Origin of the sequence: Streptomyces sp. ERV7 (assembly GCF_001653515.1) — a bacterium.
Lineage (GTDB): Bacteria > Actinomycetota > Actinomycetes > Streptomycetales > Streptomycetaceae > Streptomyces.
The window spans coordinates 1,177,545-1,190,443 of the sequence record NZ_LYOY01000029.1; the positions used below are offsets into that span (position 1 = coordinate 1,177,545).

The following is a 12,899-nucleotide window of genomic DNA, read 5'->3' on the forward strand; positions in this document are numbered from 1 at the left end:
GGAGAGGCCGTGGCGGACTCGGGGGATTTCACTCAACCGATCACCGGCGTGTACGAGAAGCTGATCACGCAGCAGGTGCAGGAGCAGATCGACGGGCTCACCGCCACGGGGTGGAAGGTCGTCGACTCCGAGGTCAGCCAGGAGTCCTCGCCTCATGTGCTCGCGCGGTTCGTCGCCGCGGCCGTACAGCGGAAGTTGCGGGAGCTTCCGCAGGACAAGCAGGTGGCCGCCGCCAACCACATCATGGCCTCGTTCTCTTCATTGGCCGCCGATACCGAAGCTCCGTCGCCGCCAAGTGCCGTCCCTCCCAGGGGTGCAGCGTCGGCGGAGCCGGGCCCGGACCCCGAGGACGTCATCGTCGACGGCCCGCGCCAGTTGCTGGCCCTCGCCGAGCAGGAGGCGCCGGGTGTGTACGCGATGCGCCCGCTCACCCCGCTCTCCGAAACGGCTCTCCTCACCAACGCACCCGAAGACCCCAGCCTCGGCAGCGAGTTGCGCGCCGAGCTGGCTACGGCGGACCGTGTGGACCTGCTCTGTGCCTTCGTGAAGTGGTACGGGCTTCGTGTGCTGGAAGACTCGCTGCGCGCAGCCAAGGAGCGCGGTGTGCCCATCCGGGTCATCACGACGACCTACATGGGCGCCACCGACCGGCTGGCACTCGACCGGCTGGTGCGGGAGTTCGGCGCCGAGGTCCGGATCAACTACGAGATCCGCTCCACCCGGCTGCACGCCAAGGCGTGGCTGTTCCGGCGCAACACCGGCTTCGACACCGCGTACGTGGGCAGCTCCAACCTCTCCAAGGCCGCGCTGCTCGACGGCCTGGAGTGGAACGTACGGCTGTCCTCAGTCGCCACTCGTGACGTCCTCAACAAGTTCGAGTCCACCTTCGACGCGTACTGGAGCAGTAGCGCGTTCGAGCCGTACGACCCGGATGCAGACGCCGAGCGCTTGGACGAGGCGCTCGGTCTGGCCGGCGGCACCACCAGTTCCGGTGAGACGCGGATCAGCCTCTCCGGGCTCGAAGTGCGCCCGTTTGCACATCAGCGGGACATGCTGGAACGGCTCACCATCGAGCGGGAGGTCCACGACCGCCATCGCAATCTGCTGGTGGCCGCGACCGGCACCGGCAAGACCGTCATGGCCGCACTGGACTACCGGGATCTCCTCCGCACCAGAGGCAAGGATCTGCGGCTGCTCTTCGTGGCGCACCGCAAGGAGATCCTCAAGCAGTCTCGGCGCACCTACCGCGAGGTCCTGGACGACGCATCCTTCGGGGAGCTGCTTCACAACGGGGAGCAGCCGCACGAATGGAAGCACGTCTTCGCCAGCGTCCAGTCCCTCACAGAACAGCGCCTGTCGCTGCTGGACCCAGCTCATTTCGACATCATCGTCATCGACGAGTTCCACCATGCGACGGCGAACACCTACCGCCAGGTGATCGACCACTTCGCACCCGCGGAACTACTCGGCCTGACGGCCACACCCGAGCGTATGGACGGGCGGAACGTCCAGGACGAGTTCTTCGACGGTCGCATCGCCGCCGAAATGCGCCTGTGGGAGGCGCTGGACAACGATCTGCTGTGTCCGTTCCACTACTTCGGCATCCCGGACGGCACCGACCTCAAGGCTCTCAGCTGGCAGAAGGGCTCGTACGACGTTGCCGAGCTGGGTGACGTCTACACCGGCAACGATGCTCGCGCCCGACTGGTCGTGAAGGCCATACAGCAGAAGATCGCCCATCCAGAGTCCATGCGTGCGCTCGGATTCTGCGTAACCAAGGCGCACGCTCGCTTCATGGCCAGCTTCTTCCGCAAGGCGGGCATCAAAGCCGTATCCCTCGACAGCGACTCGCCTCCCTCCGAGCGGGACTCAGCACTCGCCTCCCTGCGCAACGGCCCCCTTCAAGTGATCTTCTCGGTGGACCTCTTCAACGAAGGTCTGGACATCCCGGATGTCGACACCCTGCTGCTCCTGCGGCCGACAAACAGTGCGACGGTCTTCCTCCAGCAGCTGGGCCGCGGCCTGCGCCGTACCCCGAACAAGCCGGTCCTGACCGTCCTCGACTTCATCGGTGAGCACCGTGCCGAATTCCGCTTCGAGGAGCAATTCCGCGCCCTGACGAGCCTGTCGCGCAACCGTCTGGTCGACAATCTGGAGCGCGATTTCCCGCAGCTCCCGTCCGGCTGCCAGATCATGCTCGAAGGTGTCGCCAAGGACATCGTCCTGGACAACGTCCGTACGCAGCTCAAGGCGGGCATCCGGGTACTCGCCTCCGAGGTGAAGGATTTCGCCGAGGTGGGTCTTTCGGCGTATCTCACCGAGAGTCGCCGCGAGATCAAGGAGCTCTACAAGGGCTCGAACTCCTGGACACGGATACTGCGCTACGCGAACCTCATCCCGGAAGACGCGCCGCCCGGCGAAGAGCAACTCCTCAAGCGTGTCCACGCATTCCTGCACGCAGACGACCGCGAGCGCGTCGAGGCGTACACCCGGCTCCTGGAAGACGACGCGCCCGCATACGCCGATCTGGACGTCACGCACCAGGGCTATGCCCGCATGCTCTTCTTCAACCTGTGGGACAAGGCGGGCGGATTCTCCAGCTACCAGGAGGGTTTCGACTCGCTGCGCGAGCAGGTCGCCCTGCGCAGTGAGCTCCGCCAGGTGCTGGCCCACATCCACGACCGTACGGATCACCTCCCGCTCGACCTGACAGGGCCCCACCACGAGCTCCCCCTGAAGATCCACAGCGCCTACAACCGCTCGGAGATCCTGGCCGCCCTGGGCGTCGCCCAACTCGGCGGCCAGATGCCTGGTTCCTTCGCGCAAGGCGTCGCGTGGGTGGACGCCCTCAAGACGGACGCCCTGCTGATCACGCTGGAGAAGAACGAGAAGGACTTCTCTCCGTCGATCCGTTACAAGGACTTCGCCCTGAGCCCCACGCAGTTCCACTGGGAGTCGCAGAGCACCACGGCGGCCAACTCGCCCACAGGTCGGCGCTATCAGCGCCACGCCGCGCAGGGCAGCCACGTGATGCTCTTCATGCGCCGCTACAAGGACAACGACATCGGGAAGTCCCAGCCGTGGATGCTGCTGGGTCCGGCAACGTACGTCAGACATGAGGGAAGCAAGCCGATGGCCATAACGTGGCGCCTCCACAACGAGCTGCCAGCCGACGTCTGGACGTACGCCCACATTGTTGCGAGCTGACCCGGCAACCCTGAGGTCACGATGCTTCGGCTTCGCAGCGCACAAGGGCCTGGTCCAGCGTGACGCTGGGGTCGCATCCGTGTGCTCGCAACCAGTCGAGGAGGTCCGCGACGATCTGGGTCGCGGCCTCCTCTGCGACCGCCACGCTGAACGGCTTGGCATCTTTTCCGGCCGCGTGATCGTCCAGGCAGCAGTACAACGACAGCAGTGCTTCCGCCGTGTCGACTCCAGGCTCCCTGACGTGATCGTCCGCCGATGGGAGCCCGGTGGCGAGCTCGCACCACGTCACCTTGGAGTCCGCGCGCAGGACAACACCCCAACGCGTCGACATCGCATCCACAAGTGCCATGCCTCTTCCCGACTCCTCTCCTTCCGTGGCTGAGAGAAGGGTCGGCAGGGCTCGTGCATCCGGGTCGGTCACTTCGAGGCGCAGGGAGCCGCCATTCATGGAGACCGCCAAGGTCGCCGGCGTCCCACACCCGACATGCGTGATGACGTTCGTGACCAGCTCAGTCACACACAGCTGAGCGGCGTCGATCACGTGCGCCAGACCCCAGATACGGAGATGCACCCGCATCACGTTCCGCAACCCGCGCACCTCCTCGGGCTCCGCTAAGAACGGCAGATCCCACGGCTTCCTGCGGACCTTGAACCTGCATCCGGCCACGCCATCACCCTCTCGATCCCGCATCGGCCATGGTGCGAGCATGGCAGTACGCCTATCCCTTCATGCAATTTGCATGAAGGGATTCCCACGATCGAGCGATTGGCAGCGCACCCCCCTTCCACAGAGACTGAACGTCCGCTACAGCACCTGGAGTTGACGTGGCAGATTCCCCCACCGCTCGTCGCCGCCGCCTGGCCATCGAGCTCAAGAAGCTGCGTGAGGGCAGCCAGCTGACCTGCAACCAAGTGGGAGAGGCGCTGAGCTGGAGTGGCTCCAAGGTCAACCGGCTGGAGACGGGGAGCGGTCGCGTTCAGCCCTCCGACATCGACGCCCTGTGCCGCTACTACGGCACCAGCGACGAGCTACGCGAGCTCCTAATGGCGCTTGCCAAAGATTCGAAGTTGCGCGGCTGGTGGCAGGCGCACGGCACCGGAGTCCCGCGTTGGTTCGCCGGATACGTGGGCTTTGAACAGGCCGCGTCGAGCCTGCGCCAGTACCAGTGCGAGTTCATTCCGGGGCTGATGCAATCTCCGGAGTACACAGCCGAGTTGCATCTCGCCTCGAACCAGATGTCTGCGGCGGATTTCGAACGAGCGGTGAAGGTCCGCACGGAGCGACAAAGCCTTCTCACCAAGGCATCGGCACCGGACGCTTGGTTCATCGTGCACGAGAGCGTGCTGCGTCACGTCATCGGCGATCGGAAGCTCATGCGAGATCAGCTCGAACGGATGCTCGTCGTGAGCGAGTTGGGCAACGTGACACTGCAAGTATTGCCGTTTACTGCTGGCACCTACCCCGCGACCGGCGCCTTCACCATCCTCGGGTTTCCCGAGCAGGAGGATCCCGATCTGGTCTACCGCGATGGTCTGACCGATGCCACGTATCTGGAGACGCCGCATGATGTAGGGCAGTACACCAAGGCCTTCGACAACCTTCGGGCTCTCGCGTCGAGCCCCTCGCAGTCGACGGCGTTGATCAGGCGCGTGATGGAGGAGCACTCCCAATGAGCACCACGGCCCGTACGTGCAGCAGGGGCGAATGGTTCAAGAGCAGCTACAGCAACGGATCCGGCGGTGAGTGCGTCGAGGCGGCCTTCCTCGCCCTCGGCACTGCCGTCCGCGACTCCAAGCACCCCCGCGGCCCCCGCCTCACCTTCACCGGCCCCGCCTGGGACACGTTCGTCACCGCCCTCCGCCAGGACCGGATGCGGGCAGCCTGAAGCCGCCCATTAGCCTCGGAGTGGACAGACCACAGAGGCGCAGGAGGCACAACATGGCCAAGGTTCCGGCAGCAGTTATCGCCGCGGGTGGGCTCGTGGGTGGGTATGCCACCGCTCGGTGGACCAAGAAGCGGCCGCTCGGTGGGGTGGCGCTGGCCGCCGCCGGGGCCGTGGCCGCGCGGGAGTGGAAGCAGGCCGCCGGGACCAAGGCGGCCGTCGGGCTCACCACGGCGTACGTCGCCGCGTTCGCCGGGTCGCACCCGCTCGCCAAGAAGGTCGGCGCCTGGCCGTCCGTGTTCGCCGTGGCCGGTGGGGTCGCTGTGGCCTCCTGGGCCGTCACGCGCAAGGCCGGCTAGCCCGCCCGGAGCGTGGCGTGGCCGGCCCCGGAGCACGCGCAACGCCCGCCCGGAAAAATGTCCTGGCGTATCCGGGAACCGGATGAACGCCCCGGACGACTCGTACGTACGTAATGGTGCACACTGCGACTCCCCGCAGGATGGACCGGCTGGGCGCGTGGCCACGCAGAGCAGGGACAGGACTGCGGCCGCGCGCCCAGCAGGGGACAGTCCCCGCACCGGGTCCCGCACCGCACCGGGAGACCCCCGCCCGGCGGGCTCAGCCGCGCCGTCCCGGCAGCCCAAGCCGCACCGGGCGGAGAGGGTCCGCAAGATCTGAAAGAATTATTGCGCAATTTATCTTTCCTATCTAGGCTCGGCGCATGCGACCGAAGCGCGAGCCCGAGCAGATCACCGACCTGTCCCGGCTGAAGGCGTTCACGAACCCCCTGCGGATGCAGCTGTACCGGCTGCTGTACGCCGCGGGCACCGCGACCGCCTCCCAGCTCGCCGAACAGGCCGGCCAGGCGCCCTCGCTGGTCAGCTACCACCTGCGCAAACTGGCCGAGCACGGCTTCGTGGCCGAGGCGAGCGGCCGCGGCGCCGACGGCCGGGAGCGGTGGTGGCAGGTGGCCTCCGAGGAGGGCTGGGGTTTTCGCGACTCGGACTTCACGGATACCCCCGAAGGGGCGGCCGCCGTCGGCGCGGTGACCCGTGGGATCTTCGACGGCCGCGCCGCCCAGTACCGCACGTATCTCGACCAGACGGCCGCCTGGGGCAAGGAGTGGACCGACGCCGCCTTCAGCTCCGAGTGGCTGCTCGATCTGACACCGGCCGAACTCGCCGAGATGAACGACGAGTTGGAAGCGGTGACCCGGCGCTGGCGGGACCGGGGCAAAGCATCCCGGACGGCCGACGACACCGAGGGCCGTGAGCACGTCTCCGTGCACCTCTACGGCTTCCCGTTCCGTCCCTGACCCCGCCGCAGCCCGACCACCGGAGCCCTCCTTGACCACCGCGGACTTCACCCTGCCCGAAAGCGCCACCACGCCGGCCCACCGCGACGGCAACGTGCTGCGCTGGCTCGCCGCGTACACCGCCTCCCTCATCGGCGACAGCGTGTACTTCGTCGCCCTCGGCTGGTCGGCGCAGAGCGCCTCGGGCCCCACGGAGGTCGGACTCGTCATGGCCGCCGGGGCGCTGCCGAGGGCGGTCCTGATGCTCGGCGGAGGTGTGGTGGCCGACCGGCTCGACCCCCGCCGGGTCGTCCTCGGCAGCGACGCGCTGCGCTGTGTGCTCATCCTGGCGGTGGCCGCCGGTATCGCCCTGTCCGCCCCGGCCCTGTGGATCCTGGTCGCGGTGGCCCTCGTCTTCGGCGCCGTGGACGCGCTGTTCGTCCCCGCGATCGGAGCCCTCCCGCCGCGGATCACCGGCGCCGGGCAGCTGGCCCGGGTCACCGGTCTGCGCTCGCTGTCGATGCGCCTGAGCCAGATCGCGGGTCCGCCGATCGCCGGGCTGGCCATGGGGCTCGGAGGTGTGGCGGCTGCCTTCACGGTCGCGGGCCTGCTCTTCGCGCTGTCGCTGCCGCTCCTGCTGACGGTACGGACACGGCCCCTCGGCGAGCGCGCCGAAGCCGAAGTCGCCACCGCGCGCGAGGACCTGCTCGACGGGCTGCGCTACATCCGCCGCCACCGCCTCATCGGGCCGCTCGTCGCGGTCGGCGCCCTGTGCGAGCTGGGTCTCACCGCCACCCTCAACGTCGGCATGGTGCTGCTCAACGCCGAGCGCGGCTGGGGGGCTTCCGGCTACGGCTGGATCGTCAGCGGCTTCGGTGCGGGAGCGGCGGTCGGTGCCGTCCTGCTCGCCGTCGCCGGCTGGCTGCCCCGGGCCGGTCTGATGCTGGCCGGAACGCTCCTGGTGGGCTGTGTGGGTGCGGCAGCCATCGCGCTGGTGCCGAGCCTGTGGATCGCGGTGGTGCTGGCCGGGGTGATCGGGCTGAGCGCGGGTGTCTTCGGCGGTCTGGACAACGCGCTCATACAGACCGCGGCGGACCCCGCCTACCTCGGCCGGGTCACCTCCGTCGTCATGGTCACCATGGTCGGGATCGCGCCCCTGAGCTACCCGCTGGCCGGTGCCGCCATCGGGGCCTGGGGCGCCGCCCCGGTGTTCGTCGGCTGCGGCGCCTTCGCCGGTCTGGGCGTCGTCATCGCCCTGGCCTCCGACGCGGTACGGCGTGCGGAACTGCCCCGGCAGCGGGCGGGCCTGGCCGCGTAGGGATCCCCCGGCTCGTTCAGCCGACGCCGCGCCGGAAGGACGCGCGGTAGTCCCTGGGGCGCTGTCCGGTGTGTTTGGCGAACAGGGCGGCGAAGGTCGCGGAGTCCTGGTAGCCGACCGCCGTGGAGATACCGGCGACGGTACGGTCGGTGGTCTCCAGGAGGTGGCGGGCGCGCCGGACGCGGGACGACTGCAGGTACTCCAGCGGAGTGCGACCGGTCTCGTCGCCGAAGCGCCGCAGCAGCGTCCGGGTGCTGACGTTGAAGGTCTGCGACAACGCGGTGAGGTCGTACCGGTCGGCGAGGGTCTGGTCGAGCCGTCGCATGACCCGGTGGGAGAACTCGTCGCCGGGCCGGGGCAGCAGCCGCGCGTCGACATAGGGGCTCTGGGACGAGCGCGCGTCGTCGACGAGCGCGACACGTGCGGTCGTCCGTGCCACGGCGGCCCCGCTGTGCCGGCGGATCAGCTCCAGGGCGAAGTCGTACATGGCACTGAAGGCGGCCGTCGTCGTCACGCCCTCGTCGGTCACGACCATGTGCCGGGACCGGACGTCGGCGTCCGGACAGCGCCGGGCCAGTTCGTCCGCGAAGAGCCATGACGTCGTCACCCGGCGCCCGTCGAGAAGTCCCGCCTCGGCGAGCAGGAACGCACCGACACAGATCGACACCACGGCGTTGCCCGCGGCGGTGTGGGAGCGGATCGCCGCGATCTCCGGGGCGAGGAGGGCGAGTCCGGCGTCCAGGTCGTGGCCCGGCACGAGCTCGAAGCCGGGCACGACGAGGACGTCGACCTCGCGCAGGGGAGAGACGGACAGGGCCGTACCGCCCGACGCGGCGACGCGACGGCGGGGCGAGACGATCGACACCTCGTATCCCGCGTGGTCCGGACCGGCGACGTGCATGGCCATCGTCAGCAGATCGGGGACGCCGAACACCTCGGACGCGAAACAGCCCGGATAGGCCAGGACACCCACGCGCAACGCACTCATACTCGCCTCCCCGCCGACCGCGACGCCGTCGGCCCCTGGCGAGATTACCGTCATACATGGCGATCGGGCCCCTCATGGGGCGCGGCGGTACGAGACCAGGCTGTCCCCCATGAACGCTGCCAACCGACGTCGCGACGACGCGATCGCGGATTTCTCCCGCCGGCTCGTGGAGGTGGACGGGACAGTGAAGACGGTGTACGTCGCGGGCACCGGGCCGGCCGTCGTGCTGATGCCGGAGATGCCCGGCATCAGCCCCGACGTCCTCCGGTTCGCGCGGTGGGTACGGGAGGCGGGCCTCACCGTCTACGTCCCCTCGCTCTTCGGGGTCGACGGTGCCTACCCCACGGCCGAGGAGGGGCGCGAGGTCGTCCGCCGCGCCTGCGTCAGCGCCGAGTTCCGTGCGTTCGCCGGGGGAGGTACCAGCCCCGTCACCGCCTGGCTGCGCGGACTCGCGCGCCGGGCCCACGCGGAATGCGGCGGTCCGGGCGTCGGCGCGGTCGGGCTGTGCTTCACCGGCAACTTCGCCCTCACCATGGCCCTCGAACCGGCCGTCATCGCGCCGGTGGTCAACCACCCCTCGCTGCCGCTCGATGATCCCGCCGCACTGGAGATCGGCGACGAGGACGCGCGCGCGGTCCGCGACCGCGTCGTACGCGACGGACTGAAGGTGCTCGCCTACCGCTTCGACGACGACCGCTGGTGCACGGGCCGGCGGTTCGCCGCGTACCGCAAGCTCCTCGGCGACGCCTTCGACGGCCGTGTTCTCGCGGGAAGTAGTGCCCGCACCGATCCGCCGCCGTTCTTCGACGAGGTGGTCGCCTCCCCGCACAGCGTCGTCACCGCCCACCTGGTGGACGAGGACGGGCATCCCACCCTGGCGGCCAGGGACGAGATCCTCGCGTTCCTGACCGACCGGCTGAGGCGCCCCGGACAGACGGCGAGCCGCCAGGCGCCCTGACCGATACCGCCCGGCCCGGACGCGCCACGGGGGTGTGGGTCCGGGCCGGGCAGCTTTCGGAGCCTGTCTTTGAACCTCCGCCTGCTCAACGGCCGGGTGGCTCGGCGCCCCGCCTGACCACCCGGGGGTCCGTGCCGGACGGGTCGGTGGGGGTGGACGGTGGCTGTTCGCTGACCCCCGCCAGCGCCCCCACCACCGTCCCGTTGATCCGGATGAACTGGAGGTCGCGGCCGATGTGGGCCTCGATCTTCCTCGACGTGTCGGACGCGTCCCAGGAGCGGACCGTGTCCGTGATCAGGGACGTGATCTCCGTGCGGTACGTGGAGACCACGTACGCCGCCGCGTCCTGGACCCAGCCGTCGACCTTCGACTGGAGGCGGGTGTCCGTGGAGAGGCGGGCGCCCAGGGACAGCAGGGACGCCCTCGCCCGCAGACGCAGCTCGCTGCGTTCGTCCTCCGCCGCCGCGATGATCATCGCGCGGACCGAGGACCAGGCGGACGCGATGACGTCCTGGACCTCGGGGCGGGCCAGTACGTCCGACTTCAGGCGCTCCACCTTCGCGCGCGTCTCCGTGTCGGACTGGAGGTCCGCCGCGAAGTCCGCCAGGAAGCGGTCCAGCGCCCCGCGCGCGGGGTGCGCGGGCATGTCCCGCATCTCGGTGACGAAGCGGAGCAGTTCCTTGTAGACGCGCTCGCCGACCTTCTTGTCGACGAAGCGGGGGGTCCAGCCGGGGGCGCCGCCCTGGACCGCCTCCATCACCGAGTCGCCGTGCAGCACCAGCCAGTCGTGCGCCCTCGCGCACACCAGGTCCACCACCCGGCGGTGACCGCCGTCCGCGACCACCTTCTCCAGGGTCTTGCCGATGCCCGGCGCGATCTCCGCCGCGTCCGCCCGGCGGGTGATCGCCTCCCCGACCACCGCCTGGACGTCCGAGTCCCGCAGGACCGTCAACGCGCCGCGCAACGCCGTCGCCAGTTCTGACGTCACCCTGTCCGCGTGGGACGGCTCCGCCAGCCACGTGCCCATCCGGGCGCCTATGCCCAGGGCGCCCAGCCGGGTCCGCACCACCTGGGGGGAGAGGAAGTTCTCCCCCACGAACGTGCCCAGCGACTCGCCCAGCTGGTCCTTCTTGTTCGGGATGATCGCCGTGTGCGGGATCGGGACGCCCAGCGGGTGGCGGAACAGGGCCGTCACCGCGAACCAGTCCGCCAGCGCGCCCACCATCCCCGCCTCCGCCGCCGCCGCGACGTAGGCCGCCCAGGAGCCCGCGCCGGAGCGGTCCGCCCAGGTCGCCAGGGCGAAGACCAGCGCCACCAGGAGCAGCAGGCCCGTCGCCGTCGCCTTCATACGGCGCACGCCGCGGCGCTTCTCCTCGTCCGCCGCCGTGTACGAGAACGCGGACGTCAGCACAGTGGGGCCCGCCGCGGGCGGTCCGGCGTGCCCGGGCTCCGCCCCCTTGGCCGATTCAGTACGTTCCATTGGCTCCGCCCGTCCGCGCGCACGCACCACCCCGTACGCAATTGTCCCTACATGAGGGACTCCCGGGGCGCATGTCGAGTTCCCGCAGCCCCGGTATGCAAGCGGAAGCCTTCAGCGCAGTTCCTTCCGGGGGCCCTCCCCGGACGCCGCCCGCTTCTCCGCCTTGCGCCGCTTGCGCTCCACCCCGATGCCGCCCATCAGGGCGAATCCCGTCACCGTCACCCTCGGCGAGCCCGGAGTGCCCTCCCCCGTCGCCCGGTCGCCGAAGCCGCCCATCAGGCCGAAGCCGCGGACCCGCACCGTCAACTCCGGCGGGACCGTCACCCCCATACCGCCCATGACCGTGAAGCAGCGGATCACCGTCTCGGCGGACTCGAAGCGGGCCTCGCGCAGATCGATCTCGCCGCCGCCCCACATCGCGAACGCGGTGAACTTCCGGCCGACCGTCCACGTGCCCTTGCGGCCGAACCCGCTCCAGAAGGCGAAGGCGCCCCGCGAGGTCGCCGTGCCGCCGATTCTGGACGGCCAGTCGACAGCTCCGGAAGCTCCAGGAGCGGCGGGAGCCGGTGTACGCACCCCCGGCGCCGGCAGGTCCCGTACCAGCGGGGCCAACTCGCCGTGCGTACGCGCCTTGTACGCCGCCTCCAGGCGCTCCTCGAACTCCTCCATGTCGAGCCGCCCCTCGGCCACCGCATCGCGCAGCGCCTCCGCCACTCGCTCGCGTTCCGCGTCCGATGCCCGCATCTCGGGGAGACCCGCCCCCGAAGCCCCCGAAGGTTCACTCGTCATACCGCCAGCCTAATGAAGGCCCCGGTCGGCGTACATCCGAGCGATCACCGACTCGATGTCCGGCTCCCGCACCGACAGGTCCACCAGCGGATACCGCGCGGCGATCGCCGCCACCAGCGGCGCCGCCGACGCCGAGGCCGGGAACGCCAGCCACTGCCGGGGCCCCTCGACCTTCACCACGCGCGCGTCCGCGAGCTCGATCGGCGCCAGCTCGCGCTCCAGGTCGACCACCAGGGTGCGCTCGCTGCCGCCGACCTCGTGCAGCCCGGCCAGCGCGCCGTCGTACACCAGACGGCCGTGGTCGATCACCATCACGCGCTCGCAGAGCTGCTCGATGTCGGTCAGGTCGTGGGTCGTCAGGAGGACCGTGGTGCCGCGCTCCGCGTTCAACTCCCGCAGGAAGGTGCGGACTTTCGCCTTGCTCACCACGTCCAGGCCGATGGTCGGCTCGTCCAGGTAGAGCACCTCCGGGTCGTGCAGCAGGGCCGCCGCGATGTCGCCGCGCATCCGCTGGCCGAGGGAGAGCTGGCGTACGGGCACGTCCAACAGCTCGCCCAGATCGAGGAGTTCGACGCAGCGGGCCAGGTTCTCGCGGAAGCGGTCGTCGGGGATGCGGTACATGTGGTGGGCCAGCCGGTACGAGTCGTACAGCGGGAGGTCCCACCAGAGCGTGGTGCGCTGGCCGAAGACCACGCCGATGCGGCGGGCGAGGCGGGTGCGCTCGCGCGAGGGGTCCAGGCCCGCCACCCGCACCCGGCCGCCGCTGGGGGTGAGGATGCCGGTGAGCATCTTGATGGTGGTGGACTTCCCGGCGCCGTTCGGGCCGATGTAGCCGACCATCTCGCCGCGCGGCACCGAGAAGGTGATCCCGTCGACCGCCCTGACCTGTCCGCGCTCGCGCCGCAGCCGCCGCCCGTTCTTGCGGCGCACCTCGAAGACCTTCTCCACGCCGTCGAGCCGGATCACCTCGCTCATCGTCGTC

Annotated in this window: 12 protein-coding genes; 7 read left to right on the plus strand and 5 right to left on the minus strand. The window is 69.8% G+C overall.

From position 1 onward, the window contains the following. Positions 1–9 precede the first annotated feature (9 nt). On the plus strand, positions 10–3,207 hold the full coding sequence (locus tag A8W25_RS11670) for a DUF3427 domain-containing protein (protein ID WP_067159427.1): 3,198 nt from the start codon (positions 10–12) through the stop codon (positions 3,205–3,207). Positions 3,208–3,223: 16 nt separating this feature from the next. On the opposite strand, the gene A8W25_RS11675 is transcribed toward A8W25_RS11670, so the two are convergent. Continuing rightward, positions 3,224–3,916, minus strand: coding sequence for an ATP-binding protein (locus A8W25_RS11675; RefSeq protein WP_324616202.1), 693 nt, complete (start codon positions 3,914–3,916; stop codon positions 3,224–3,226). A gap of 116 nt (positions 3,917–4,032) precedes the next feature. Between A8W25_RS11675 and A8W25_RS11680 the strand changes: the two genes are divergently transcribed. The 5 genes from A8W25_RS11680 (at position 4,033) to A8W25_RS11700 (ending at position 7,702) form a co-directional block, all read left to right on the plus strand. Further along, complete coding sequence (locus tag A8W25_RS11680; protein WP_067159433.1) at positions 4,033–4,881, plus strand: helix-turn-helix domain-containing protein; 849 nt, start codon at positions 4,033–4,035, stop codon at positions 4,879–4,881. Next, on the plus strand, positions 4,878–5,093 hold the full coding sequence (locus tag A8W25_RS11685) for a DUF397 domain-containing protein (RefSeq protein ID WP_067159437.1): 216 nt from the start codon (positions 4,878–4,880) through the stop codon (positions 5,091–5,093). The genes A8W25_RS11680 and A8W25_RS11685 overlap by 4 nt, the downstream gene beginning before the upstream one ends. 53 nt (positions 5,094–5,146) lie before the next feature. After that, positions 5,147–5,449, plus strand: coding sequence for a hypothetical protein (locus tag A8W25_RS11690; protein WP_067159442.1), 303 nt, complete (start codon positions 5,147–5,149; stop codon positions 5,447–5,449). Between the two features lie 362 nt (positions 5,450–5,811). Further along, on the plus strand, positions 5,812–6,405 hold the full coding sequence (locus A8W25_RS11695; protein ID WP_067159445.1) for an ArsR/SmtB family transcription factor: 594 nt from the start codon (positions 5,812–5,814) through the stop codon (positions 6,403–6,405). 31 nt (positions 6,406–6,436) lie between these two features. Then, positions 6,437–7,702: an MFS transporter gene (locus tag A8W25_RS11700; RefSeq protein ID WP_067159448.1), complete on the plus strand. Its 1,266-nt coding sequence runs from the start codon at positions 6,437–6,439 to the stop codon at positions 7,700–7,702. A 16-nt stretch (positions 7,703–7,718) separates the two neighbouring features. Here the strand turns inward: A8W25_RS11700 and A8W25_RS11705 are convergent, their stop codons facing one another. Beyond that, on the minus strand, positions 7,719–8,690 hold the full coding sequence (locus A8W25_RS11705) for a GlxA family transcriptional regulator (protein ID WP_067159451.1): 972 nt from the start codon (positions 8,688–8,690) through the stop codon (positions 7,719–7,721). A gap of 109 nt (positions 8,691–8,799) precedes the next feature. On the opposite strand from A8W25_RS11705, the gene A8W25_RS11710 reads away from it, so the two are divergent. Then, positions 8,800–9,648 (plus strand): dienelactone hydrolase family protein, encoded by an 849-nt coding sequence (locus A8W25_RS11710; protein WP_067159454.1) that lies wholly within the window; start codon positions 8,800–8,802, stop codon positions 9,646–9,648. Positions 9,649–9,733: 85 nt separating this feature from the next. Here A8W25_RS11710 and A8W25_RS11715 read toward each other — a convergent pair whose 3' ends face one another. The 3 genes from A8W25_RS11715 to A8W25_RS11725 form a co-directional block, all read right to left on the minus strand. After that, entirely contained in the window at positions 9,734–11,128 is a 1,395-nt protein-coding gene (locus tag A8W25_RS11715; RefSeq protein ID WP_079125972.1) for a DUF445 domain-containing protein, read from the minus strand. 111 nt (positions 11,129–11,239) lie between these two features. Then, the gene (locus A8W25_RS11720) at positions 11,240–11,872 is read right to left on the minus strand and encodes a DUF1707 SHOCT-like domain-containing protein (RefSeq protein WP_107470657.1); all 633 of its coding nucleotides are present in this window, start codon (positions 11,870–11,872) and stop codon (positions 11,240–11,242) included. A 54-nt stretch (positions 11,873–11,926) separates the two neighbouring features. After that, complete coding sequence (locus A8W25_RS11725) at positions 11,927–12,892, minus strand: ABC transporter ATP-binding protein (protein WP_067159460.1); 966 nt, start codon at positions 12,890–12,892, stop codon at positions 11,927–11,929. Positions 12,893–12,899: the final 7 nt, after the last annotated feature.

Bases quoted from the DNA above. Each gene is read 5' to 3' on its own strand.
- A8W25_RS11710 (WP_067159454.1), top strand. From the start codon at position 8,800: ATGAACGCTGCCAACCGACGTCGCGACGACGCGATCGCGGATTTCTCC.
- A8W25_RS11705 (WP_067159451.1), bottom strand. From the start codon at position 8,690: ATGAGTGCGTTGCGCGTGGGTGTCCTGGCCTATCCGGGCTGTTTCGCG.
- A8W25_RS11695 (WP_067159445.1), top strand. From the start codon at position 5,812: ATGCGACCGAAGCGCGAGCCCGAGCAGATCACCGACCTGTCCCGGCTG.
- A8W25_RS11725 (WP_067159460.1), bottom strand. From the start codon at position 12,892: ATGAGCGAGGTGATCCGGCTCGACGGCGTGGAGAAGGTCTTCGAGGTG.
- A8W25_RS11720 (WP_107470657.1), bottom strand. From the start codon at position 11,872: ATGCGGGCATCGGACGCGGAACGCGAGCGAGTGGCGGAGGCGCTGCGC.
- A8W25_RS11690 (WP_067159442.1), top strand. From the start codon at position 5,147: ATGGCCAAGGTTCCGGCAGCAGTTATCGCCGCGGGTGGGCTCGTGGGT.
- A8W25_RS11675 (WP_324616202.1), bottom strand. From the start codon at position 3,916: ATGCTCGCACCATGGCCGATGCGGGATCGAGAGGGTGATGGCGTGGCC.
- A8W25_RS11685 (WP_067159437.1), top strand. From the start codon at position 4,878: ATGAGCACCACGGCCCGTACGTGCAGCAGGGGCGAATGGTTCAAGAGC.
- A8W25_RS11715 (WP_079125972.1), bottom strand. From the start codon at position 11,128: ATGGAACGTACTGAATCGGCCAAGGGGGCGGAGCCCGGGCACGCCGGA.